This is a genomic window from Bradyrhizobium ferriligni, assembly GCF_056837965.1.
Genome location: NZ_JBXEJO010000050.1, coordinates 1 through 25,023, shown reverse-complemented (window position 1 = coordinate 25,023; position 25,023 = coordinate 1). Strand labels below are relative to the sequence as shown.

Genomic DNA, 25,023 nt, shown 5'->3' with positions numbered 1-25,023 from the left:
AGGCGCCGTTTTCTTATGTCGATCTGAGCTCGCTTCAGTGCGCCGTCAGGCCGCCGGACGCTTCATCGGAAGCATCGGGCTTGACGTCGACCTTGCTGGTCTCCTCTTCCCAGACGATCGGCGCCGGCACGCGGGTCAGCGCCTTGGCAACGACCTCATCCAGCCGCGAGACCGGAATGATCTCCATGCCGCCCTTGATCGCATCGGAAATCTCCGTGAGATCCTTGGCGTTGTCTTCCGGGATCAGCACCGTCTTGATGCCACCGCGCGCGGCAGCCAGGAGCTTCTCCTTCAGACCGCCGATCGGCAGCACGCGACCACGCAGCGTGATCTCGCCGGTCATCGCGACATCGTGGCGGACCGGAATGCCGGTCATGACCGAGATGATCGCGGTGGCCATCGCCACACCGGCGGACGGACCGTCCTTCGGCGTCGCGCCCTCCGGCACGTGAACGTGGATGTCGCGGCGGTCGAACATCGGCGGTTCGATGCCGTAGACGATCGCACGCGAGCGGACGTAAGACGCCGCCGCCGAGATCGACTCCTTCATCACGTCGCGCAGATTGCCCGTGACAGTCATCTTGCCCTTGCCGGGCATCATGACGCCTTCAATGGTCAACAGCTCGCCGCCGACATCGGTCCACGCCAGACCGGTGACGATACCGACCTGATCCTCGTCGTCGATCTCGCCGAAGCGATACTTCGGAACGCCGAGGAACTCTTCGATGTTCGCCTCGGTGACCTTCACCGACTTCTTCTTGGAGATCATCAGCTCCTTCACCGCCTTGCGGGCGAGTGTGGAGAGCTCACGCTCCAGGTTACGCACGCCCGCTTCGCGGGTGTAGCGGCGGATCATCAAGAGCAAGGCCGCGTCGTCGATCGACCATTCCTTGGAGTCCAGACCGTGCTTGGAGAGCGCGCTCGGGATCAGATGCTTGCGCGCGATCTCGACCTTCTCGTTCTCCGTGTAGCCGGCGATCCGGATGATCTCCATGCGGTCCATCAGCGGGCCGGGAATATTCAGCGTATTCGCGGTCGTGATGAACATCACGTTGGACAGGTCGTAGTCGACCTCCAGGTAGTGGTCGTTGAAGGTCGAGTTCTGCTCGGGGTCCAAAACCTCAAGCAGCGCCGACGACGGATCGCCGCGGAAATCGGCGCCCATCTTGTCGATCTCGTCCAGCAGGAACAGCGGGTTCGAGGTCTTCGCCTTGCGCATCGACTGGATGATCTTGCCGGGCATCGAGCCGATATAGGTGCGGCGGTGACCGCGGATCTCGGCCTCGTCACGCACGCCGCCGAGCGACACGCGCACGAATTCGCGCCCCGTGGCCTTCGCGATCGACTTGCCGAGCGAGGTCTTGCCGACGCCGGGAGGCCCGACCAGGCACAGGATCGGTCCGGTCAGCTTGTTGGCGCGCGACTGCACCGCGAGATACTCGACGATGCGGTCCTTGACCTTCTCGAGCCCGTAGTGATCGGAGTCCAGCACCGCCTGCGCCGCCTCGAGGTCCTTCTTGACCTTGGACTTCTTGCCCCACGGGATCGACAGCAGCCAATCCAGATAGTTGCGCACGACGGTCGCTTCCGCGGACATCGGCGACATCTGGCGCAGCTTCTTCAGCTCGTGCTGGGCCTTCTCGCGTGCTTCCTTGGACAGCTTGGTCTTGGAGATCTTCTCCTCCAGATCGGCCAACTCGTCGCGACCTTCGTCGTCGCCGAGCTCCTTCTGGATCGCCTTCATCTGCTCGTTCAGGTAATACTCGCGCTGGGTCTTCTCCATCTGGCGCTTGACGCGCGAGCGGATGCGCTTCTCGACCTGCAACACCGAGATCTCGCTTTCCATCAGGCCCAGCACCTTCTCCAGGCGCTGCGTGACGGACAACGTCTCCAGGATCGCTTGCCGATCGGCAATCTTGACCGCGAGATGCGAGGCAACGGTATCGCCGAGCTTGGCGAAATCGGTGATCGCCTGAACCACGCCGACGACTTCGGCGGAGATCTTCTTGTTCAGCTTCACGTAGCTTTCGAAATCGGACACGACCGACCGCGCCAGCGCCTCAGCTTCGACCGAGTTGGCGTCCGTGTCGGCGAGCGCGACCGCGGTCGCCTCGTAATATTCGCTGCGGTCGGAATACTTCTCGACGCGCGCGCGCTCGAGGCCCTCGACCAGCACCTTCACGGTGCCGTCGGGCAGTTTCAGGAGCTGCAGGACGCTGGCGAGCGTACCGGTCTCGTAAATTGAATCGGGTGCCGGATCGTCATCGGACGCGTTCTTCTGCGTCGCGAGCATGATCAGCGCGTCGTTCTTCATCACCTCTTCGAGCGCGCGGATCGATTTCTCGCGGCCGACGAACAGCGGCACGATCATGTGCGGGAAGACGACGATGTCGCGGAGCGGCAGCACCGGATAGGAGTGGCTTTCGCCGTGGACGATCGTTGGCCGGGGTTTTGAGGTCGTCATGGCCTAATCCTTTTGTTGTGCCCCCTTGCACGCAGTCCGCTTGCTTGCGCAACCGCCACAAGGTGCCTTGGTGATCCGGAATGAGAGTGCCGTCAGCAGCCGCTTATTCCGCATCGTGAAGCGACGAATCTCAACGCATGAGATCCCTCACCGATAGCATTAGGTGGCTATCAGGCGGGGGGGTGTCAAGTCTCAGAAGTGTCGGGAAATATAGGCTAAACAGGCATCTGCTGCTACGCCGCAAGGGCGCCGCTGCTGCGCCACAGCGGCCGCCGGAGCGTCCGGCAGCCGTGCATTTTTGGCGGGTCGAGACGAGCGCCGTTTAGGCGCTCGCGCTGCTCTCGACGGCGCGGTCGGAACGATCCGCGTAGATGTAGAGCGGACGCGCCGTTCCCTCGACGACCTCGCGCGAGATGACGACTTCCTCGACGCCTTCCAGGCCCGGGAGATCGAACATGGTTTCGAGCAGGATGCTCTCCAGGATCGACCGAAGGCCGCGCGCGCCGGTCTTGCGCTCGATCGCCTTGCGGGCGACCGCGCCAAGCGCCTCATCGGCGAAGGTCAGCTCGATGTTCTCCATCTCGAACAGCCGCTGGTACTGCTTCACCAGCGCGTTCTTCGGATCGGTCAGGATCTTCTTCAGCGAGGCCTCGTCGAGGTCCTCCAGCGTCGCAACGACGGGCAGACGGCCGACGAATTCCGGGATCAGGCCGTACTTCAGCAGGTCTTCCGGCTCGACGTGACGGAAGATCTCGCCGGTGCGGCGGTCCTCCGGCGCGAGCACCTGCGCCGCGAAGCCGATCGAGGTCGAGCGGCCGCGCGCGGAGATGATCTTCTCGAGACCCGAGAACGCACCGCCGCAGATGAACAGGATGTTGGTGGTATCCACCTGCAGGAATTCCTGCTGCGGATGCTTGCGGCCGCCCTGCGGCGGGACCGAGGCCACGGTGCCTTCCATGATCTTCAGCAGCGCCTGCTGGACGCCCTCGCCCGACACATCGCGGGTGATCGAGGGATTGTCCGACTTGCGGCTGATCTTGTCGATTTCGTCGATATAGACGATGCCGCGCTGCGCACGCTCGACGTTGTAATCGGCGGCCTGCAGCAGCTTCAGGATGATGTTCTCGACGTCCTCGCCGACATAGCCGGCTTCGGTCAGCGTCGTCGCGTCAGCCATGGTGAAGGGCACGTCGAGGATGCGGGCCAGCGTCTGCGCGAGCAGCGTCTTGCCCGAACCGGTCGGACCGATCAGCAGGATGTTCGACTTCGCCAGTTCGACGTCGTTGTGCTTGGTCTGATGGTTGAGCCGCTTGTAGTGGTTGTGGACGGCGACCGACAGCACCTTCTTGGCATGGCTCTGGCCGATCACGTAGTCGTCCAGGACCTTACAGATTTCCTTCGGCGTCGGGATGCCGTCGCGCGACTTCACCAGCGAGGACTTGTTCTCCTCGCGAATGATGTCCATGCACAGTTCGACACACTCGTCGCAAATGAAGACAGTCGGTCCGGCAATCAGCTTGCGAACTTCATGCTGGCTCTTGCCGCAGAACGAGCAATATAGCGTGTTCTTGGCGTCGCTCGTGCCGACCTTACTCATTCATTATCTCCGTCCGCCGTTCGATCTTGTTTGCCAGATCGACCCAATCCGGCACAAAACCGGGGTCTTGGGTAGATAGAGCAAATTCCGTACCAAAAAAGACCCTACGCAATACTGACCGTGTGGATCACGGTTTATTCGAATCTCCGCGATCATAGCCGATGCATCACAGCCAACCATGCTGGCACCCGACTATCAAGAATTCGCTAATCGGATGGCCGGCTCAAGACCGTGACAATACCGTGATTTTCAACGATCGCACGTGGAATACGCGTCGAAATCCACGGAACGTTGCGGGATTACCACGTCGGTATATGAGCACGAAACCGGAACTTTCCGCCTGTGCGCATGCACCGCCCACGGGTCCACCGCCCTGCTTTTGCCGGTTATGTGAGGCGTCAATGTGGAGATCACACCGACGCCTCGAGATGCCTGCCCAGATCAGGCCGCCTTCGCGGCGGCCGGATCGTCCGGGCGCTTGTCGATGACCTTGTCGACGAGACCGAACGCCTTGGCGTCCTCGGCGGTGAGGAACTTATCGCGCTCGAGCGCGTCCTCGATCGCCTTGTAGGTCTGGCCGGTATGCTTCACGTAGATCTCGTTGAGGCGCTTCTTGAGATTCAGGATCTCCTGCGCGTGCAGCATGATGTCGGTGGCCTGGCCCTGGAAGCCGCCGGAGGGCTGGTGCACCATGATGCGGGAATTCGGCAGCGTGAAGCGCATGTCCTTCTCGCCGGCGGCCAGCAGCAGCGAACCCATCGAGGCCGCCTGCCCCGTGCACAGTGTCGATACCGGCGGGCGGATGAACTGCATCGTGTCGTAGATCGCAAGGCCCGACGTCACCACGCCACCCGGCGAGTTGATGTACATCGAGATTTCCTTCTTCGGATTCTCGGCCTCGAGGAACAGCAGCTGCGCGACGATCAGCGTCGACATGCCGTCTTCCACCGGACCGGTGACGAAGATGATGCGCTCCTTCAAAAGGCGCGAGAAAATGTCGTAGGCGCGTTCGCCGCGATTGGTCTGCTCGACGACCATCGGCACGAGGTTCATGTAGGTTTCAACGGGATCGCGCATGAAAGAACCCAAGGGTTAGGGGTGATGCAGAACTTTGCTCAAGACTACTTGGCTCAAGACTACTGCCTCAAGGCTTAACCCAGATATGGGCCAATTTCCGGCCGACAAGACCGTCAACTCGCCGCACTAGCCACCTGGGCAGGTCGCAGAAGTTCAAGCTGATTCGCGTCGGTGCGCCTAGCGACGGGACCCGTCGCGAGGCGCGCTTTCGCGGTTCATCATTAACGCGAGGTGCCGGAATTAGGCGGCAGTTTTCTCGGCGTCTTCATCCTTGAACAGCTCTTCCTTGGTGACCTTCTTCTCGGCCACGTTGGCGAGCTCCAGGACGAAGTCGACGACCTTGTCCTCGTAGATCGGGGCGCGGAGCTGGGCCAGCGCCTGGGCGTTGCTGCGGTAGTAGTCCCAGACCTCCTTCTCACGGCCGGGCATCTGGCGCGCACGCTCGATCACGGCGCGCGACACCTCGTCGTCGGTCACGGTGATCTTGTTCTTCTCGCCGATCTCCGACAGCACGAGGCCGAGGCGGACGCGGCGGTCGGCGATCTTGTGGTACTCCTCCTTTGCCGCTTCCTCGGTGGTGTTCTCGTCGGCGAAAGTCTTGCCGGACGAGTCCATCTCGGCCTTGATCGAGTTCCACATCAGGTTGAACTCTTCGGCGACAAGCGACGGCGGCGCCTCGAATTTGTGGCTCTCGTCGAGCCGGTCGAGTAGCGCGCGCTTGACCTTCTGGCGGGTGGCGCCGGCGAACTCGGCCGTCAGGCGCTCGCGGGCGGCTTCCTTCAGCTTGTCGAGCGACTCCAGGCCCAGCGTCTTGGCGAACTCGTCATCGATAGTGGTCTCACCGGGCGCCTCGATCAGCGTTGCGGTGGTCTCAAACTCGGCCGGCTGGCCGGCGAGTTTCTCGTTCAGATAGTTCTTCGGGAACGAGACCTTCAGCGTGCGGGTCTCATTGGTGCCGATGCCGATCAGCTGCTCCTCGAAGCCCGGGATGAACTGGCCGGCGCCGATCACGACCTGAATGCCCTCGCCGGTGCCGCCCTCGAAGGCTTCACCGTTGATGGTGCCCTTGAAGCTGATGGTGACGCGGTCGCCCTTCTCCGCCGCCCCCTCGGCCTTGGCATTGTACGGGCGGCTGCCTTCGGCGATCCGCTTGATGGCATCGTCGACATCGGCGTCGGAGACGTCGACCACCGGCTTCTCGACCGAGAACGACTTGAAATCGGCGAGCTGGATCGGCGGCACGACCTCGATCGCGACGGTGTAGGTCAGGTCGGTCTTACCAGACAGCAATTCCTCGACCTGGTCCTTCTCGGTCGGCATCGTGATCTTCGGCTCGCCGGCGAGGCGGAAGCCGCGATCTTCGAAGATCTGCCGGTTGGTATCGCTGATGGTCTGGTCGATGGTCTCGGCCATCACCGAGCGGCCGTAGATCTTCTTCAGATGCGCCACCGGCACCTTGCCGGGACGGAAGCCGTTGAGACGGACCTTGTCCTTGAGGTCGACCAGCTTGGCGTCAGCCTTGGCATCGAGATCGGATGCCGGGACGCTGATCGTGAACTCGTGCTTCAATCCCTCGTTGAGGGTCTCGGTGACCTGCATGGTATCAATCTTCTTCCGCTTTTGCCGCGGCCCGAGCGGCCGTGGCAGTGTTCAATCTGTTCGACGATGGGCCTTGCGGCCTAACGTCTGTGGGTTCGGCGAACCCTCACCCCATCGGGGCCAAAGGTTCTCCAAGAATTCGTCATGCAAACGCTGTAAGCGCTTGGTGCGGGCGGAGGGACTCGAACCCCCACAACTTTCGTCACTGGAACCTAAATCCAGCGCGTCTACCAGTTCCGCCACGCCCGCGCGAAAAGCATCCCAGTCCGGCCGCGATGCCGCGGGCGGCCGGGCTTATAACATGCGCCCACCGGTTCGCAGCAAAAAAATGGCCGCTGTTGAGCCCGCCCTGCGACCGATCGCGACTGGACAGGTACTCTTGAAAATGGTCCGCATCGGCCGGATGGCAAGTCCTCCCGCAAGTCCCGAATTTTCACTCACCCGGCGCAACCTGATCGCCGCCCTCGGCGCCGCGGCGCTTTGCCCCGCTCTGCCGGCCACCGGCGCAGCACAGGGCCGGACCGCGGTCGCGCTCCAGGCCAAACCCGACCGCATCTCGCTTCGTCCGGGCGACGGACCGGGTGCTAGCGGACCGGGTCCTGGCGGACCGGAGACACCGGTCTGGTCACTCGGCAGCGGCGACCTCCGCTTCAAGCGCGGCGAGGTTCTCGACGTGACCTTTGGCAATGAACTGCCGGTCGCGGCCGCGCTGGATTGCCGCGGGCTCGACGGCGTCGCGGCCGCGGAGCCACTGGCCTCCCGGGCGCTACTCGCCGCCGGGGCCAAGGATAGCTTCCAGTTGCCGCTTCGGCATGCCGGCACCTTCCTGTGCGAGCCGCTATTCGGTGATGGCGGCACGGCACCGGCACGGCCGCGGCCGCTGATCGTGACCGGCACTTCGCCGGTCGCAGTCGATCGCGACGAGGTCCTGCTGATCGAGGAGTGGCGCCTGCGGCCGGACGGAAGCGCAATCCCGGCCGGCAACGATCCAAAAGATTCGACGCAAATTCATACAATTAACGGCAAAACCTCATACGACATCTCGGCACCGGCCAATGCCCGCCTCAGACTCCGCTTTATCAACGGCAGCCAACGCAGCGTGTTGGCGATCAAGCTGGAGAACCTCGACGTCCGGGTGATGGCCATCGACGGCCAGCCGGCCGAACCGTTTCCGGCCCGCAACGGTGCGCTGGTCCTCGCTCCCGGCAGCCGCACCGATGTCTTCGTCGATGCGGCCGGACCGGCCGGAACCAGCTTTCCGATCCTGCTGCACGACGGCAAGCAGGCCCGCCCGGTCGGCAGGCTGGCCGTCTCGAACGACCCGCCGGTCCGCCCGGCGCCGTTCCCGCCGGCACCGCCGCTGCCCGGCAACGACATGCCCGCCCAGCTCGATCTCAAGAACGCCGCAAGATTCGAGCTGGCGCTCGGCACGCCGACCGAATGGTTCCGCCCGGCGGACTTCAAGCCGTCAGCCGCGCCGGCGTTTCAGGCCAAAGCCGGACGGCCGGTCGTGCTGGCGCTGACCAACCGCGGCCCGATCGCCAGCGTCTTTCATCTGCACGGCCATCACTTCCGTCTGCTCGACCGGCTCGACGACGGCTGGAAGCCGTTCTGGCTCGACACGCTCGCGATTGAGCCGGGCCAGACCCAGCGCATCGCCTTCCTCGCTGAATATCCCGGCCGCTATTTGATCGAGCAGGTCGCGACCGACTGGGCCGCGCCGCGGCTGGTCCGATGGTACAGTGTCCAATAACAAGAAGAGGAAACGTCCATGAGCCAGACAGTTGCAGCGATCCGCGGAGTTCGGGCGCGAAGCGTCGTGGTGCCGCTGAAGCGCCCTGTGAAGAACGCCTTCGGCGTGATCGATTCCGGCCCGCTGGTGCTGATCGATGTCGAGACCGATCAAGGCGTTACCGGTCGCACCTACATCTTCGCCTACAGCAAGCTCACGCTTAAACCACTTGCCTATCTGATCGAGGAGATCGGCCGCGAGCTCATCGGCAAGCCGGTCGCGCCATTCGACCTGATGAAGGCGATGGACGCCAAGTTTCGGCTGCTCGGCTGGCAGGGCCTGGTCGGCATGGCGGTATCCGGACTCGACATGGCCTATTGGGATGTGCTCGGCCAGCTCGCCGGCCGGCCGCTGGTCGAACTGCTTGGCGGCTCGGCGAAGCCGATCAAGGCCTATGACAGCTACGGCGTGGTCGATCCCGTCGCCGATGAGCGCGTGCTGCGCCGTTCGCTCGACCAGGGTTTTCGCGGCATCAAGATCAAGGGTGGCGACGGTGATGCCGCCAATGACGAGCGCGTCGTGAAGGGCGTGCGCACCCTGCTCGGCCCCGACATCGCGTTGATGATCGACTTCAACCAGTCGCTCGATCCTGCAGAGGCGACCCGCCGAATCGCCCGCCTTGCGCCCTACGATTTGCACTGGATCGAGGAGCCGGTGCCGCAGGAGAGCCTGTCCGGCCACGCCAAAGTCCGCGAGACCTCGCCGACGCCGATCCAGGCCGGTGAGAACTGGTGGTTTCCGCGCGGCTTTGCCGAAGCGATCGCGGCCGGCGCATCCGACTTCATCATGCCCGACGTGATGAAGGTCGGCGGCGTCACCGGCTGGATGCAAGTCGCGGGACAAGCCGACGCCGCCTCGATCCCGATGTCGAGCCATCTGTTCGCGGAAGTCAGCGCGCATCTGCTCGCGGTGACGCCGACCGCGCACTGGCTCGAATTCCTCGACTTCGCCGGCTCCATCCTCACAAGGCCCGCCGAAATCGTCGAGGGCGCGGTGACTGCCCGCGGCCCCGGGCTCGGGATCGAATGGAACGAGCCGGCGGTCGCGAAGTATCTCGTGACCTAGCGGCGACCTGGCTGGTGAGCGCGCGCTTCACCTTTGCGACGCATTCATGTAGGTCGATCCGAAATCGGAGCGCCCAATGTCGACCAATAGCAAGCTGACGCTCAAGTTCCGTTGCCCGACGGAGCTCGACGGACTGATACCGGCCCCCATACCGGCGGCGCAGGGCGTTCCCGACTGGCTCAAGGCCATGCCGGCGACGGCCTTCTCTTCGATCAACCTGCACGACGAGGACACCATCAAGCGCTGCCCGCCGTTCGTGGATGCGATGACCTGCGGGTTCTTGCTGCCGCTGGTTTGCGATCTCAAGGTCGAGGACGGCGAAATCACCTGGGACCAGGATTTGCCGCCGGGAGGCACGCCGGAATTTCCACGTTCACCGATCGGCTTCCACGACCCGGGTCAGGTCACCGGCACCCCGCTGTTTGAAGAGGGCCGCTTCTTTCTCAAATTCCACAATTTGTGGACTGTCGAAGCCCCGGAAGGCTACGCGATCTACTTCACCCACCCCGTCAACCGCTTCGATCTGCCATTCACCACACTCAGCGGCCTGGTCAATTCCGACCTCTATGCCGACAATTGGGTGCACTTTCCGGCGTACTGGCACGACAGGAATTTCAGAGGCGTCCTGCCCAAGGGGACCCCGATCGCGCAATGCATTCCGGTCAAGCGAGACGACTGGACTGCGCAGGCATCGCCGTTCACCGCGGAAGACGCCAAGCGGGTCGGCGAACTCCGCACCGAGCTGAAACGGCAGCCGAACCTCTACCGGAGAAACTTCAGGGCGTAAGGCAAGGCGGAATGTCGTCCGCCGCGCTCAATCTCAGTCCCCGCCGAGGAACTTCGCAGCGGCGCTCTGGGAGAAGAAGAAGCGGCCGTGAGATCCCGAGGCCATGACGAATGCCGCGCGTCCAAATAGCTGGGGCTGACCGCGCATCACCGAGCGCAGCGCTGCCTCGGCAGCATCGCGCTCACCCTGCTCGAAAAGGCAAGTGGCAAGGTGGGCGCGGGTCGAGCGATCGTCAGGGAACTGCGCGAGCACGCGGCGGAACGCATCCGCGGCTGCGGCGTAGTCGCCACGGAGGATCAGGACCCGCCCGAGCTGGTTGAGAACGTCGGGGCGTCCCGGCGCAGCATCACGTGCCGCCGTCAGAACGCTTGCAGCCCGCGCGATGTCATTGGTCTCTTGCAACAGGCGCCCGAGATCGAGCTTCAGGTCGACGCTCTCAGGAGCCAGCGCCAGACCGGCCTCGATCGTGCTGATCGCTTCGTCAAGTTGACCGGCCTTGGCAAGCTGCCCGGCGAGTTCCTGAAAGGACGGAAAATATGGCGGGCGGCGCGCCGCCGTGCGCCGAAGCTGCGCGATGCCGTCGGTGACGCGGCCCGCGCCGCACAGCAGCGCGCCGAGCAAAGTCTCGACCTCTCCATCGTCGCCGCGGCGCGCAACCCGCTCGAGCGCTGCGATCGCCTCGCCTCCCCGGTTCTGCCCCATCAGGGCATGCGCCAGAAGAAGCGCGGCGTGTCTGTCCGTGCGGTTTGATTTGAGGATGTTCGTCGCAATCTGCTCGGCCTGAGCAAACTGCTGCGCCCGCAACGCCAAGGCGCCTTGTTGCAGCGCCTGAGCGAGGAAATTGTTCTGCCTGCCACTCACGAGCGAGATTCACGGTGCCGAGGGAATACCCTGCGCGTTTAGCCCGCATCTTTCGACGCGTCCACCAAAAGTATCCTAAGACGGACGAGGCCCAGATGTCCGCATGCGTTGATCACGCGGACATCGTGCGCTTCGTCCCGCTATTCCCCGCCGGCGGCGATCCCGCCGGGGCTTGGTTGCAGCTTGCCGCGCACCTCCGCGGATGACGCTTCGCCGTCCATCGCCTCCGGCCGCAACGCCTCCAGCGGACGCTTGCGGGTCTCGATGCCGAGCACCGCAACCGCGATCGCCTGCACCACGAGGAGCCCGGCCACCACAGAGACGACGCCGGTGACGCCGAACCTCGTGAACAGCTCGACCACGATGAACGGCGTCACGATCGACATCAGGCGACCGGCGGTGTTGCAGATGCCGGATCCGCGCATCCTGAGCTCGGTCGGGAACAGTTCGGGGATGTAGAGCCCCCAGGCCAGCGCCAGCATCACCGCCACCGTGAAGACCAGGAGGAAGCCGATCACGACGAAGGCGACGGGGTTGATGAACATCGGATAGATCAGCCCCAGCCCGGCCGCCGCGAGCGACAGCACGATCAGCGACGGCTTGCGGTCGATCTTCTCACCGATCCACATGCCCGACAGCGTGCCGAGCGGGCTGCCGAGCGTCATCAGCATGGTGTAGCCGAGCGATGACGACAGGTTGATGCCCTGCTTGACGAAGAAGGTCGGGATCCAGGCGATGAAGCCGTAGACTGCGGTGTTGAGCCCGATCAGGATCAGGCAGCCGACGATGGTGCGCGCGATCAATGCGCGCGAGAACAGGCGCGTGACACGAACGTCCGGCTGCACCGGGGCTGGCTGATAGGCCGGGGTCGGCAGGGTCCTGCCCTTGCCGACCTCTTGCTCGATCGCCGCCAGCACCGCCTCCGCCTCGGCGCGCTTGCCCTGCGTCTCGAGCCAGCGTGGCGATTCCGGCAGCGAGCGCCGCAGGAACCAGACGATCATCGCGCCGACGCCGCACAGCGCGAACATCCAGCGCCAGCCGAGATGCGGAATGACGACCCAGCCGACCAGCGTCGCGACGAACAGCGCGCCATTGGTGCAAGTCGCGAGCGCCGCGCCCCAGCGGCCGCGCTGCTGCGGCGGGATGAATTCGCTGAGCACGACGTAGCCGACGACGATCTCGGCGCCGAGCCCGAGGCCCATCACGAAGCGGGCCCCGATCAGCCAGTTCATCGACGGCGCGAGCGTTGCCGCCAGCGCGCTGAGGCCGAAGATCAGGAGGTTGGCCTGGTAGGCGAACTTGCGGCCGAAGCGGTCGCCGGCGACGCCCGCCAGCCAGGCGCCGATCAGCATCCCGACAAAGGTCGCCGAGATGAAGCGCGCATTCTGGGCGAGGTCCGAATAGCCGGACTGAACCAGTGCGCCGAGAATGCTGCCGGCGAGGAAGATCTCGAAGCCATCGACGAACAGTCCGGCTCCGATCAGCGCGAATATCCGGTAGTGAAATCTGGCGATCGGCAATCTGTCGAGCCGGCCCCCCGCGTTAACGCCCTTGGTCACTTCAGCCTCCCTGATTTTGATTTTGTTTTGATCGTTGTCTGCGCCGGCGTTCTGTCCCCGGCGTCATCCGGTCGAGACGCGCGCCTCCTCGTCGGCCGCGCCGGCATGCGCGGCTTGCGGCCGCGGCAGGCCGAGATTCTCGCGCAACGTGTCACCCTGATACTCGCGCTGGAACAGGCCGCGGCGTTGCAGCTCGGGCACCACGAGGCGCACGAAGTCCTGGTAGGTGCCGGGCACATGGGTGGCGGCGACGACAAAGCCGTCGCAGCCGCCTTCGCAGAACCAGCGCTCCATCTGATCGGCGACCGCCTTGGGCGAGCCGACGAAGGTCGGCAGTTCGGCGAGCGTTCCCCTGCCGCTGAACTGCACGAAATCGCGCGGCGTCGGATTGGGCTTGCCGCTGAGATTCACCACGCGGTCGCGGATTGCCTGCAATCCGCTGATCGAAGCCAGCTCATCCGACGTGAATGGCTCGTCCATCGGCTTGGCCGCGAAATCGTAGTTCAGCACCTCCGACAACAGCGTCAGCGCATCAATCGGCTTGGCGAGCCGGCTGATCGCCGCGAACTTATCCTCGGCCTCGGCCTGGGTCTCGGCGACGACAGGATAGACCGCCGGCGCGATGCTGATGTCCCTGCCCGTCTTGGCCAGCGTTCCCTTGAGGTCGGCATATTGCTTCTTCGCAAGGTCGAGATTGGGATAGATCACGAAGATCAATTCGCCCCAGCGCGCCGCGAAGGTCTTGCCGCGGCCGCTCTGCCCGGCCTGAATGATCACCGGATGGCCCTGCGGCGAGCGCGGCACCGTGAACGGGCCGCGCGAGCGGAAGAACTGCCCGTGATGGTCGAGCCGGTGCACCTTGGCCGGGTCGGCGAACATGCCGCTCTCGCGGTCGAAACTGACGGCGCCGTCCTCCCAGCTGTTCCAGTGGCCGAGCACGACCTCCATGAACTCGTCGGCGCGGTCATAGCGCAGATCGTGGCTGAGATGCTGCGAGGCGCCGAAATTCGCCGCCTCGGAGTCGTTCAGCGAGGTCACCACGTTCCAGGCCGCGCGGCCGTTCAGCAGCAGGTCCATCGTTGCGAACACCCGCGCGACGTGGAACGGCTCGTAATAGGTGGTCGAATAGGTCACGCCGATGCCGAGCCGCTCGGTCGCCAAGCCCATCGTGAGCGCGACCGAGACCGGATCGAGCTTCGCCGCGCGCACGCCGTGGCGGATGGTCTCGCGGAAATCGTCGCCGAAGCGATCGGGGATTGCGAGCCGGTCATCGAAGAAGGCGAGATGGAACTTGCCGTGCTCCAGCGTGCGCCCGATCTCCTGATAATAGTCGCGCGAGAACCAGTTCGGCTTCGAGTCCGGATGGCGCCAGGAGGCGGGATAGTTCGAGCAATTCTGGGCCTGCAGGAAGCCGATCAATTTCATCTGCCTGGTCATGGCGTGGTTCCTTCGTGGCCGCGGGAGAATTGGGGCATGTCAGATCACCCTGTCGCTGCGCAGCGCGGCGAGCGCCGCAGCGGTTGCGCCGGCAAGCGAGGTCAAGACTTCGTCGGTGTGCGCGCCGAGCGCGACGCCGGCATGCCGGAACTGCGGCGGCGTGCGCGACATCTTGGGGATCGCGCTCGGCACTGCTATCGGCCCGGCGCGGGAGGACACCTCGGCGATGTTGCCGCGGGCGCGGTATTGCGGGTCGGCGAAGATGTCCGCAATGCTGTAGATCGGCCCGCAGGGCACGTCGTAGCACTCGCATTCAGCAAGCGCCGTCTCCAGCGGCATGGAGCCGATCCAGTCGGCGACCATCCCGTTGACCTCCTCGCGCCGCACCAGGCGGCCGGCCATGGCCGCATAGCGCGGGTCGGTCGCGAGATCCGGCCGCCGCATCGCCTGCGCCAGCCGCTCGAACATCTTGTCGCTCGAACAGGCCAGTGCCACCCATTTGCCGTCGGCAGTCTGGTAATGGCTGTGCGGCACGACATTGACCGTGTCGGCGCCGAGGCGTTCGCGGACGAAGCCGGTCTTGGCGAACACGGTCGCCATTTCGTCAAGCAGCCGAAACACCGATTCATAGAGCCCGATATCGACCACCTGCCCGTGTCCGGTGGCTTCGGCATGGCGCAGCGCCAGCAGCACGCCGAGCGCGCCCCATAGCCCGGAAATATAATCGGCGAGCGAGGTCGATCCCGGCATCACCGGCGCTCGCCCCGCCTCGCCGGCAAGATAGGCGAGCCCGCTGAAGCCGTGCGCGATCCGGGCAAAGCCGGGCTTGTCGCGCAGCGGGCCGTCCTGCCCATAGGCGCTGATGCGCAGCATCACGAGTTTTGGGTTGATCTCGCGTAGCGCCTCGAAGCCGAGCCCCCATTTCTCCAGCGTGCCCGGCCGGAAGTTCTCCAGCACCACGTCGGATTGCCGGACCAACTCGCGAAACAGCGCGGCGCCCCGCTCGCTGCGCAGATCGAGCGTAACCGACTTCTTGTTGCGGGCTTCGCTGAGCCAGACATAAGTGTCGCCGCATTCGCTCGGCGTACCGAACCGGCGCAGGGGATCGCCGACATCAGGCTGCTCGATCTTGATCACCTCCGCGCCGAAATCCGACAGCACCGTCCCGCAGAACGGCGCCGCCACGAAGGTCGCGATGTCGAGCACGCGAATTCCGGCCAGCGGTGGCTCATGCGACATCGCGCGCTGCCTCCCTGCCCGCCGCCTGAATTGCGTCGTGGCGGTCGATGATAGCCTGCGCGCGCTTGAGCACCGCAAGATCGATCAGCACGCCGTCCTGCCCGAAGGCACCGTCGCCGCCGGCGCTGGCGGATTGAATCTTGGCCGTGATCTCGCGCGCCCAGCCGATCTCACGCGCGGTCGGCGAGAACACCTCGTTGGCGCTCTCGAGCTGCGAGGGATGGATCGCCCATTTGCCCTCGAAACCGAGCGCGGCCGCCCGCGCCGCACTGGCGCGAAAGCCTGCGGCATCGCCGAAATTGGCATAGGGGCCGTCGATCGCACGCAGGCCGTGGGCGCGGCAGGCATTGGCAATCCGGGCGAGCGCGAAGTGCCACTGGTCGTTCCAGTGCACGCGGCGCGCGCCGCCCTCGTCCGCATCGGTGAGCACGGCATAGCGCGGATCGGAGGCGCCGATAATCTCGCCGCAGGTGCGCAGGTCGATCGAGTAATCGCCGATGCCGAAGATCACAGCCTCCAACCGCTCCGACGCCAGCACGATGTCCTCGACATTGGCGAGTCCAAGCGTGGTCTCGATCAGGATCTCGATGCCCAGCGGCCTTGCGCGCGGGAACTCGCGCTCGAGCCCCGTCAGCAGCGCATCGACGAAACGGACGTCGAATGCGGTGCCGACCTTCGGCACCATGACGAGGTCGAGGCGCGGCGCGCGGCTGACGATCTCGATGATGTCGCGATGCGCCCATTCGGTGTCGAGGCCGTTGATCCGCACCGCCAGCGTCTTGTTGCCCCAGTCGATCCGGTTCAGCGCCTCGATCGCGATCTCGCGCGCCTCGGGTTTTCGCGGCGGCGCAACCGCGTCCTCCAGATCGAGGAAGATGAAATCGGCGGCGCTACTCGCGGCGCGTTCGAAGAAATGGGTCGAGGTCGCGGGAACCGCGAGTTCGGAACGCTGGACGCGGCGGGTGCGCGGTTTGGTGACGGTGAAGGACATGAAGCATCTTTTCTGCATCGCGCCGCAGGATCGTCTCCCGCGGCCAACACAATCATGCTAGATGTCCGACACTGATCTTTCTAACGAGATTATCTTAAGAACTGTTCAGTTGTTCGGAACAATCCCTTGCAGGGCAAACGATGTCGCAGATCAATTTCAAGCTGCTGCACATGTTCATCGCGGTCGCCGAGAACAAGAGCTTTCGCCAGGCCTCCGAGCAGCTCAACCGTTCGCAATCCGCGGTCAGCATGCAGATCAAGCTGCTGGAGGACCAGGTCGGCGCCGCCCTGTTTCATCGCACCACGCGGCGCGTCGAGCTGACCGCGGAGGGACTGCAACTGCTGACACATGCGCGGCGCGCGCTCGGCGAATGGGAGAACGGCCTGCGCGAGATCCGCGAGGTCATCGACATTCAGCGCGGCACGCTGTCGCTGGCCTGCGTTCCGACCATTGCCGCGACCATCCTGCCGCAGGCGCTGCATGCCTTCCAGGCGAGCTATCCCGGCATCAACATCAATCTGCGCGAGCTTGCGGCCGAGGACATGCTGGACTGCCTGCGCCGGCGCGAGGCGGATTTCGGCATCGGACCGGAGATGGACGGCTCGACCGAGTTTCAGTTTGCGCCGCTGTTCAACGACCCGATCTATGCGCTGGCGACCAAGGCGTTTCCGTTTCGCAGGCGCAGCGCGGTCGACCTGACCGAGCTGTCCGCCTACCCGATCCTGCTCAACTCAAAATCGGCGGCGCTGCGCTCGATGCTGGAGCGCGCGCTCGCCACGCGCAATCTGCAGATGAAGATCAAGTTCGAGGTCGAGCACAGCTACACGCTGGCCGCATTGGCCGGCGCCGGCCTCGGTGTCGGCATCCTGCCGAAGGTCGCCTTGCCGCGGCCGATCAGGAAGACGATGCAGGCGCTGCCGATCGTCAATCCTGTGCTGGAGCGCACGGTCTGCATCGTCTCGCTGCGCGGACAATCGTTCTCGCCGGCCGCCGGCGCGCTGACATCAGTGATTCACAAATTCCTCAAGCCGCGGCCTTAGGCCCGCCGGGTCAATCCGCAGAACGCGCCACCAAAATAGATCAGCGGCGTCTCCCCTTCACGCAGATGCATCGCGCGAACCGCGCCGACGAAGATCGAATGCGTGTCGTGCGCATGCTCGTCGATCAGCTCGCAATCGAGCCCGATTAGCGCACCCTTAAGGATCGGCGCGCCGGTGGCAAGCGATAGCCAGCCGTCGGCGTCGGAAAAGCGATCGTCCCGCTCAATGCCGCGGCGGCCGGCGAACACATTGGCCAGCTCGGCCTGGTCGGCGTGCAGCATGTTGACGCCGAACGCGGCGGTGCGCCGGATCAGGCCATGCGCGCTCGCCGAACGGTTGACGCAGGCGATCAGCCGCGGCGGCGTGTCCGACAGCGAACAGACCGACGTCGCCGTCATGCCCGTTCTGTCGCCCGGCCCGCCCGCCGACAGGATCGTCACCGCGCCGGCGTGATGGCGCATCGCCGCGCGATAGGACGCGGGGTCGGCGTCGTGGTGGAGCGCGCCGGCGGTCCGTGCGGCGGTAGAGAGCTGGCTGCTCGGTGCGATCATCTGACTGTTCCGCGCAAGTGACAAGGATGCCGATCCTATAGGTCAGTCGAACCGATCGCGGAAACGCAAATATCTAACGAGTTGTTCAGTTCAGCCGATCAATGCCAATCGCGCGGCAGACTAGATGAACTCATTGCACAAGCGCCCTGGCCTTCACCGGAGGTGTACCGTCCAACTCGGCAATCCGGCGTTCAATCACACCGATCACGTATTTCGAGAACGGCCCGAAGTGCAAGTACAGCGCCATCAGCATCACGATGTAGCGCAGCGCGCCTGGATTGGACTTGGCGACCTCGACGAAGGTCTTCCAGAACGGCTCGCGAACCTCCGGCAGGGCACTTATGATCTTGTGTACGCCTTCGATGCCGCCAAGCCTCTTGCGCATGTCGCCATCCGGCAGGTCGCGGCGCCGGTCCGACCGGTCAAGCATGGCGGCAAGCCGCGACAGCCGTCCTGCATATCCCGCCGGGCTATACACGTGCCCGAGCACAGCCTTGTAATCCGTGAGGATGTCACGAAGCGGACGCTTGGTGTCGAAATTGCAGCCCAGCGTGCATTGGTCGCCCGCCTGCTCGACTTTCATGAGATCATGGCCCTCGTGCAGTCGGCCTTCCTGGGCCAGCCGCCGCGTCAGCTGTGTGCCAGGCAGCGCATAGAGCAGTCCAACCATGCAGACTGGAATGCTCGCCTCCTCGATGAAGTCGATCATCGCCTGTGCCATCGAGACTTTCTCGGTATCGAACCCGACGATGAAACCTGCGGTGACGAACATGCCATAGTCATAGATCTTGTGAACGCTCTCGGCGATGTTGCGCCTGGTGTTCTGCTTTTTCTTCATCTGCACGAGGGTCTCTGGATCCGGACTCTCAATGCCGACGAAAATGCCGAAGAAGTTGGCGTCCTTCATTGCCTGCAGCAGTTCGCTGTCGTCAGCGATATTGATCGAGGCTTCGGTCGAGAATTCGAACGGATAGTCCCGCTCTTCCAGCCAGGCTTTGAGCCGCGGCAGCAAGACTCGGAGGTTTTTCTTGTTGCCGATGAAATTGTCGTCGACGAAATCGACATGCCCTCGATAACCATGATCGTAGAGCGCTTGCAGCTCGGCGAGAATCTGATCGGGGGTTTTGGTACGCGGCACGCGCCCATACAGCTCGATAATGTCGCAGAACTCGCAGGTAAACGGGCAGCCGCGCGAATACTGCACGCCAATGAAGAGATAATGCTCGAACTTGATCAGATCGTAGCGGGGCATCGGGCTTAGCGTGACGTCGATCTTGAATTTCTCGGCGGTGAACACGCCCTTGCGCTCACCGCGTTCCCAAGCGGCGATGAATTCCTCGATGATGTGCTCGGCCTCGCCGATCACCTGGAAGTCCGCATCCGCGTAGAGGTGCGGGCTGGAGGAGACGTCGGGCCCGCCGACACATACCGGCTTGCCGTGCCGGTGGGCGAGATCGATCAGGTGGAGAAAATCAGGCTGCTGATTGAGCATACCGCCGATCATGACGAGATCGGCCCAGTCGAGGTCCGCGTCGGTCGAAGGCTCGGTGTTGCGGTTGATGAGGCGAATCTCCCAGTGCTTCGGCAGCATGGCGGCCACGGTGATCAGTCCGAGTGGCGCCGCCGGATACTTCGCGCCGACGAGTTCGCAAGCCTCCGTATAGTTCCAGAAAGAATCCGGAACGAACTTCGGATAGATCATGAGGACGCGGCAGGGACTCGTCATGTTGCTCCGGTCCGTACCACAAAACCTCAAGGCTCAAGGGTACATTCGCTGGTCGATACAGGCATTAAGTGCTCAAAAGGTGGCGGATAGCCAGACGATATTTCGTCTTACCGCGAGCCCGGTCCTATCCCCGGGCCTGCCTGCGGTCAGCTATTCCGGTCAATATCACTCACCCGCCAGCCCACGCGTCCAGCGATAGCGCACGCCCGGCTCCCTCTCCTCGTTGCCGCTGCCGTCGGCCTCCTCAACCGCGACAAAACCGCGCGTCTCGTAGAAGCGGCGCGCGCGGGCGTTGCGTTGAAACGTCCAGAGTTGCAGCCGGTCCGCACCCCGCTTCGCGATCTCAAGCAGGGCGCTGCCGATGCCGCGGCCCTGAGCGTCCGGCAGCACATAGAGCTGCCCGATCCAGTCGTCATGAAACGCAATCACGCCCCGCATCGCATCGCCCTCGAACGCGCCCCACAGCGTGCAGATGGCAAACATCCGTTCGCGATAGAACCAGCGATCCTCTTCGGGCGTGTGCAGGCCGGCGAGCCACGGCAGCGCCTGATCGAACGCGGTGCGATGCACGCGCGCGGCGGCGTCCATGTCGGCCAGCGCGAGCCGCCTAATACTCAACCCCGAACTCATCATAGAGGCGGCGGAACACGGCGGGCAGCACTTCGGTGAGATCTTCCGCGATCAGGCCGGGGCCCGCCTCGCTCGCGCTCTCGCCGTGCATCCAGACGCCGATGCTGGCGGCCTCGAAGGCCGCGACGCCCTGCGCCAGGAAACCCGCGATGATGCCTGACAGCACGTCGCCGGCGCCGGCGGTGGCAAGCCACGGCGGCGCATTGGCGGCGACGGTGGCGCGGCCGTCGGGAGACGCGATCACCGTGTCGGCGCCTTTCAGCAAGACCACCGCGCCGGAGCGCTCGGCCGCCGCGCGCACGCGCTCGAGCTTGGAACGGCCGGGATGCTTGTTGGAAATATCGCTGAACAGCCGCGGAAACTCGCCCTCATGCGGCGTCAGCACCACTTGCTGACCGTCGCTTGCCTTGATCGCCTCGAACAGCCGGTCCGGCGCGCCGGCAAAGCTGGTGAGCGCGTCGGCGTCGAGCACCAGATGCCGCTGCGCCGACAGCGCGGTGTCGACGAAGTCACGGGTCCGCGCGCTGACCCCGGCGCCAGGACCGATCACGCAGGCATTGAGGCGCTTGTCGCCGAGCAGTTCGGCGAACTGGATCGGGTTGTCGACCGCGCGCACCATCACCGCGGTCAGCGCCGCCGCATTGACGGCAAGCGCATCGCGCGGCGAGGCCAGCGTCACGAGGCCGGCGCCGGCGCGCAGCGCCGCGCGCGCGGCGAGCCGCGCCGCCCCGGTCGAGGCAAGATCGCCCGAGACCACGACGGCATGCCCTCTCGCGTATTTGTGGCCGTCGATCCGCGGCACCGGAAACGACCAGCGCCAGGCCTCCGGCAAGTTCTCCGCGGTCAGCGGCTTGATCTCGTCGAGCACCTGCGCGGCGATGCCGATGTCGGCAACGCGCACCCGGCCGCAATACATCCGGCCCGGCAGCAACAGATGCGCGGGCTTCTTGCGAAAGAAGGTGACGGTCTCGGTCGCCTGCACGGCGGCCCCCATCACGGCGCCCGATGTGCCGTTGATGCCGCTCGGCAGGTCGACCGCCAGCACCGGCGTACCGTTGGCATTGATCGCCGCGATCATCTCCAGCGGATCGCCCTTCACCGGCCGGTTGAGGCCGGCACCGAACAGCGCATCGATGATCAGCGCCGGCTTGCCGAGTGCCTGCGGGTTGAACGGCAGCACCGGATATTTCCAACCCTTCGCCGCCAGCGCCGCGTCGCCCTGCAGGCTGTCGCGCTCGCAGAGCAGGATCACCGAGACCTCGCGGCCGCGCGCCGCAAGCTCCGCGGCCGCAACGAAGCCGTCGCCGCCATTGTTGCCGCGGCCGGCGACCACCACGATCGGCCCCTCCTCGACGAGGTCCATCGCGGCTTCCGCGACGGCCTGGCCGGCGCTCATCATCAGCGCGAAGCCCGGCGTTCCGGCTGCGATGGTCAGCCGGTCGGCGCGTTCCATCTCGGTGGTGGTCAGAACGTCCATGCCGAATCCTCAATCGCTTCGCCTTTTCGAGAGGCAATTCCTGTGACGTTCGCGGGGTTTCTACTGGCCGACTGCATACGGATTGATCTATTTGCCTATTTGTTAGGCTTGGATATCATAGCCCATGTGGTTCGATATCAGCCGATTGCCTGTTAAAAGGCTGATAACATTCCGAAATCGGGGACCTTAACAACTTGGCATAGACCCTGCTTTTGAGGAAGCCGCGCGCAAGGCCGCTCCATACGACCATTGCGCGTGTTTCCGGCCACCGGCCGGAAGCCTTAAGACCAACCAGACTGCGCCCCACGCGCATCGAACTCGACCCTGCAATCTGCAATGCCCGGGAGGCGCTCAGTGAAGAAGATTGAAGCCATCATCAAGCCCTTCAAGCTCGACGAGGTGAAAGAAGCGCTCCAGGAAGTCGGACTGCAAGGCATCACTGTCACCGAGGCCAAGGGATTTGGCCGCCAGAAGGGCCATGCCGAACTCTATCGCGGTGCGGAATACATCGTCGACTTCCTGCCCAAGGTGAAGATCGAGATCGTGATCGGCGACGATCTGGTCGAGAAGGCGATCGACGCGATCCGCCGCGCGGCGCAGACCGGCCGGATCGGTGACGGCAAGATCTTCGTCTCCAACATCGAGGAAGCCATCCGCATCCGGACCGGCGAATCCGGGCTGGACGCTATTTAAGGGCGGTGCTATCCGGATTTTCTGACGGCTAAAGAGAAAAAAGGCTGCTTCGGCAGCCTGATTTCGTTTGTGCAGTCACACGAACTCGCCAAAAGCGGGAATAACGTCGCTCTCCGCTGGAAACCGACCCGCACATCCATAAGGGGTATTCATGAAGACCGCCAAAGACGTCCTGAAATCGATCAAGGACAACGACGTCAAATACGTCGACCTGCGCTTCACCGATCCGCGCGGCAAGTGGCAGCACGTCACCTTCGACGTCAGCATGATCGACGATGACATCTTCGCCGAAGGAACGATGTTCGACGGCTCGTCGATCGCCGGCTGGAAGGCGATCAATGAATCCGACATGTGCCTGATGCCCGACCCGGTCACCGCGACGATCGACCCGTTCTTCGCCGAGACCACCATGGTCATCACCTGCGACGTGCTCGAGCCCACCACCGGCGAGCCCTACAACCGCGACCCCCGCGGCATCGCCAAGAAGGCCGAGGCGATGGTGAAGTCGATGGGCGTGGGCGACACCGTGTTCGTCGGTCCCGAGGCCGAGTTCTTCGTGTTCGACGACGTGCGCTATTCGGCCGAGCCCTACAACACCGGCTTCCGCCTCGACTCCTCCGAGCTGCCGATCAACTCGGCGACCGAATATGAGGGCGGCAATCTCGGCCACCGCATCCGCACCAAGGCCGGCTACTTCCCGGTGCCGCCGCAGGACTCGGTGCAGGACATGCGCTCGGAGATGCTCGGCGCGATGGCCAAGATGGGCGTCAAGGTCGAGAAGCACCACCACGAGGTGGCCTCGGCCCAGCACGAACTCGGCATGAAGTTCGACACCCTGACGCTGATGGCCGACCATATGCAGATCTACAAGTACTGCATCCACCAGGTCGCCCACATCTACGGCAAGACCGCCACCTTCATGCCGAAGCCGGTCTATGGCGACAACGGCTCGGGCATGCACGTCCACCAGTCGATCTGGAAGGACGGCAAGCCGACCTTCGCCGGCAACAAATACGCCGACCTGTCGGAGACCTGCCTGCACTACATCGGTGGCGTCATCAAGCACGCCAAGGCGATCAACGCCTTCACCAACCCGTCGACCAACTCCTACAAGCGTCTGGTCCCGGGCTATGAAGCCCCGGTGCTGCTCGCCTATTCCGCGCGCAACCGCTCGGCGGCCTGCCGCATCCCCTACACCGCGAACCCGAAGGCCAAGCGCGTCGAGGTGCGTTTCCCCGACCCGATGGCCAACCCCTATCTCGGCTTCGCCGCGATGCTGATGGCCGGCCTCGACGGCATCAAGAATAAGATCGATCCGGGTCCGGCGATGGACAAGGACCTCTACGATCTGCCGAAGGAAGAGCTGAAGCAGATCCCGACCGTGTGCGGCTCGCTCCGCGAGGCGCTCGAGAGCCTCGACAAGGATCGCGCATTCCTCAAGAACGGCGGCGTGTTCGACGACGACTTCATCGACGCCTATATCGAGCTGAAGATGACCGAGGTCGCGCGTTTCGAAATGACCCCGCACCCGGTCGAATTCGAGATGTACTACTCGCTGTAAGTTTTACGGCACCGACGAAATGCGAAAGGCGCTTCCACCGGAAGCGCCTTTTGTTTTGCGGGGTGTCGCCGTCGCGCGCGATCCGTAGGATGGGTAGAGCGAAGCGAAACCCATCATCTCGAGGCTTGCACCGGCGCGATGGGTTTCGCTGCGCTCTACCCATCCGACGAAGGGTGGTTACACCTTCGCCTTGGCGAGCCGCCGGCCGCCGGCGTCGAGCGCGCCGAATTTGCTCGCGATCATGTCCGGCGTCGGGATCATCCCGCCGAGCGACCAGCTCGCCGGCTCGCCCTCCTCGATCTTGACCCAGACGTTGCGGCGGAAGTCCGGGTTGCCCTGCCCCTCGATCTCGACCATGAGATCGGTGACGCGCTCCAGCAGCGCCTGCTTCTGCGCGACATCGAAGATGCCGCGGACGGTGGAAATCGTGACGTAAGGCATGGTCTCTCTCCATTGCTGAGGGTGTGACAACGCAGCGAAGATGGACCGGCACGGCACAATCAGGCAGTGTCCGATCGGACAGAGATCGGGCAATATCTGCCACCGCCTGATCGCGCTGATCGGCTAGCATGACGGCAAGTTCCGGAGGTTCCATGAAGCTCGCGATCCTCGCGCTGGAAGGCTGCATGCAATCGGCGGTCGCCGGCATCGCCGACATCCTCACCCTCGCCAACCACGTGATGCAGCTGCGCGGCGGCAAGGCGCGCTTCAGCTGGCAGACGCTATCGCTCGACGGCAAGGCGGTGCGCGCCGGCGGCGGCAAGTTGCTCGCCGTCGATGGCGCCGTGGGCGGGCGGACGGCGTGCGACGCGATCATCGTGCCGGGCAGCCTGGTCGATCATCTCACCGCCGAGCGCCTGCAGCCGCAATATGACCG

The 25,023-nt window shown here is 64.2% G+C and carries 21 protein-coding genes and 1 tRNA gene; 7 read left to right on the top strand and 15 right to left on the bottom strand.

What is annotated here, in order from left to right:
* Positions 1-34: 34 nt before the first annotated feature.
* The 5 genes from lon to AC1VNY_RS27155 form a co-directional block, all read right to left on the bottom strand.
* Positions 35-2,464: an endopeptidase La gene (gene lon, locus AC1VNY_RS27175; RefSeq protein ID WP_038385055.1), complete on the bottom strand. Its 2,430-nt coding sequence runs from the start codon at positions 2,462-2,464 to the stop codon at positions 35-37.
* 322 nt (positions 2,465-2,786) lie between these two features.
* Positions 2,787-4,061, bottom strand: coding sequence for an ATP-dependent Clp protease ATP-binding subunit ClpX (gene clpX, locus AC1VNY_RS27170; RefSeq protein WP_024583449.1), 1,275 nt, complete (start codon positions 4,059-4,061; stop codon positions 2,787-2,789).
* A 441-nt stretch (positions 4,062-4,502) separates the two neighbouring features.
* The gene (locus tag AC1VNY_RS27165; protein WP_016847729.1) at positions 4,503-5,138 is read right to left on the bottom strand and encodes an ATP-dependent Clp protease proteolytic subunit; all 636 of its coding nucleotides are present in this window, start codon (positions 5,136-5,138) and stop codon (positions 4,503-4,505) included.
* A 240-nt stretch (positions 5,139-5,378) separates the two neighbouring features.
* Positions 5,379-6,737, bottom strand: a complete 1,359-nt coding sequence (tig, locus tag AC1VNY_RS27160) for a trigger factor (protein WP_482407507.1) — start codon at positions 6,735-6,737, stop codon at positions 5,379-5,381.
* A gap of 164 nt (positions 6,738-6,901) precedes the next feature.
* Positions 6,902-6,986 (bottom strand) — tRNA-Leu (locus AC1VNY_RS27155).
* 136 nt (positions 6,987-7,122) lie between these two features.
* Between AC1VNY_RS27155 and AC1VNY_RS27150 the strand changes: the two genes are divergently transcribed.
* The 3 genes from AC1VNY_RS27150 (at position 7,123) to AC1VNY_RS27140 (ending at position 10,381) form a co-directional block, all read left to right on the top strand.
* The gene (locus AC1VNY_RS27150; protein WP_482407539.1) at positions 7,123-8,490 is read left to right on the top strand and encodes a multicopper oxidase family protein; all 1,368 of its coding nucleotides are present in this window, start codon (positions 7,123-7,125) and stop codon (positions 8,488-8,490) included.
* A gap of 18 nt (positions 8,491-8,508) precedes the next feature.
* The gene (locus AC1VNY_RS27145) at positions 8,509-9,594 is read left to right on the top strand and encodes an enolase C-terminal domain-like protein (protein WP_482407506.1); all 1,086 of its coding nucleotides are present in this window, start codon (positions 8,509-8,511) and stop codon (positions 9,592-9,594) included.
* A 76-nt stretch (positions 9,595-9,670) separates the two neighbouring features.
* Entirely contained in the window at positions 9,671-10,381 is a 711-nt protein-coding gene (locus tag AC1VNY_RS27140) for a hypothetical protein (protein ID WP_016847725.1), read from the top strand.
* Positions 10,382-10,414: 33 nt separating this feature from the next.
* Here AC1VNY_RS27140 and AC1VNY_RS27135 read toward each other — a convergent pair whose 3' ends face one another.
* The 5 genes from AC1VNY_RS27135 to AC1VNY_RS27115 form a co-directional block, all read right to left on the bottom strand.
* Positions 10,415-11,191, bottom strand: coding sequence for a tetratricopeptide repeat protein (locus tag AC1VNY_RS27135; protein WP_482407505.1), 777 nt, complete (start codon positions 11,189-11,191; stop codon positions 10,415-10,417).
* 191 nt (positions 11,192-11,382) lie between these two features.
* Positions 11,383-12,801, bottom strand: a complete 1,419-nt coding sequence (locus AC1VNY_RS27130; protein WP_482407504.1) for an MFS transporter — start codon at positions 12,799-12,801, stop codon at positions 11,383-11,385.
* A gap of 63 nt (positions 12,802-12,864) precedes the next feature.
* On the bottom strand, positions 12,865-14,238 hold the full coding sequence (locus tag AC1VNY_RS27125) for an LLM class flavin-dependent oxidoreductase (RefSeq protein WP_482407503.1): 1,374 nt from the start codon (positions 14,236-14,238) through the stop codon (positions 12,865-12,867).
* 39 nt (positions 14,239-14,277) lie between these two features.
* Positions 14,278-15,477, bottom strand: a complete 1,200-nt coding sequence (locus tag AC1VNY_RS27120) for a CaiB/BaiF CoA transferase family protein (RefSeq protein WP_482407502.1) — start codon at positions 15,475-15,477, stop codon at positions 14,278-14,280.
* Entirely contained in the window at positions 15,467-16,468 is a 1,002-nt protein-coding gene (locus AC1VNY_RS27115; RefSeq protein ID WP_482407501.1) for an HpcH/HpaI aldolase/citrate lyase family protein, read from the bottom strand. Before AC1VNY_RS27115 ends, AC1VNY_RS27120 begins: the two co-directional genes overlap by 11 nt.
* A gap of 140 nt (positions 16,469-16,608) precedes the next feature.
* Between AC1VNY_RS27115 and AC1VNY_RS27110 the strand changes: the two genes are divergently transcribed.
* Positions 16,609-17,508, top strand: coding sequence for a LysR family transcriptional regulator (locus AC1VNY_RS27110; RefSeq protein WP_482407500.1), 900 nt, complete (start codon positions 16,609-16,611; stop codon positions 17,506-17,508).
* Here the strand turns inward: AC1VNY_RS27110 and AC1VNY_RS27105 are convergent.
* The 4 genes from AC1VNY_RS27105 to AC1VNY_RS27090 form a co-directional block, all read right to left on the bottom strand.
* Positions 17,505-18,059, bottom strand: coding sequence for a flavin reductase family protein (locus tag AC1VNY_RS27105; RefSeq protein ID WP_482407499.1), 555 nt, complete (start codon positions 18,057-18,059; stop codon positions 17,505-17,507). The genes AC1VNY_RS27110 and AC1VNY_RS27105 overlap by 4 nt on opposite strands.
* 130 nt (positions 18,060-18,189) lie before the next feature.
* A complete protein-coding gene (locus AC1VNY_RS27100) occupies positions 18,190-19,785 on the bottom strand; it encodes a B12-binding domain-containing radical SAM protein (RefSeq protein ID WP_482407498.1) in 1,596 nt (531 codons plus the stop codon).
* Positions 19,786-19,950: 165 nt separating this feature from the next.
* Entirely contained in the window at positions 19,951-20,415 is a 465-nt protein-coding gene (locus AC1VNY_RS27095; RefSeq protein ID WP_482407497.1) for a GNAT family N-acetyltransferase, read from the bottom strand.
* Positions 20,393-21,892 (bottom strand): NAD(P)H-hydrate dehydratase, encoded by a 1,500-nt coding sequence (locus AC1VNY_RS27090; RefSeq protein WP_482407496.1) that lies wholly within the window; start codon positions 21,890-21,892, stop codon positions 20,393-20,395. The genes AC1VNY_RS27095 and AC1VNY_RS27090 overlap by 23 nt, the downstream gene beginning before the upstream one ends.
* Before the next feature lie 354 nt (positions 21,893-22,246).
* On the opposite strand from AC1VNY_RS27090, the gene AC1VNY_RS27085 reads away from it, so the two are divergent.
* Both AC1VNY_RS27085 and glnA read left to right on the top strand, forming a co-directional pair.
* Positions 22,247-22,585 (top strand): P-II family nitrogen regulator, encoded by a 339-nt coding sequence (locus tag AC1VNY_RS27085; protein ID WP_011441447.1) that lies wholly within the window; start codon positions 22,247-22,249, stop codon positions 22,583-22,585.
* A gap of 151 nt (positions 22,586-22,736) precedes the next feature.
* The gene (gene glnA / locus AC1VNY_RS27080; protein WP_028333940.1) at positions 22,737-24,146 is read left to right on the top strand and encodes a type I glutamate--ammonia ligase; all 1,410 of its coding nucleotides are present in this window, start codon (positions 22,737-22,739) and stop codon (positions 24,144-24,146) included.
* Between the two features lie 177 nt (positions 24,147-24,323).
* Here glnA and AC1VNY_RS27075 read toward each other — a convergent pair whose 3' ends face one another.
* Positions 24,324-24,587, bottom strand: a complete 264-nt coding sequence (locus tag AC1VNY_RS27075; RefSeq protein WP_482407495.1) for a tautomerase family protein — start codon at positions 24,585-24,587, stop codon at positions 24,324-24,326.
* A gap of 152 nt (positions 24,588-24,739) precedes the next feature.
* On the opposite strand from AC1VNY_RS27075, the gene AC1VNY_RS27070 reads away from it, so the two are divergent.
* The coding region (locus AC1VNY_RS27070) for a type 1 glutamine amidotransferase family protein (RefSeq protein ID WP_482407494.1) at positions 24,740-25,023 on the top strand (284 nt) is incomplete at its 3' end.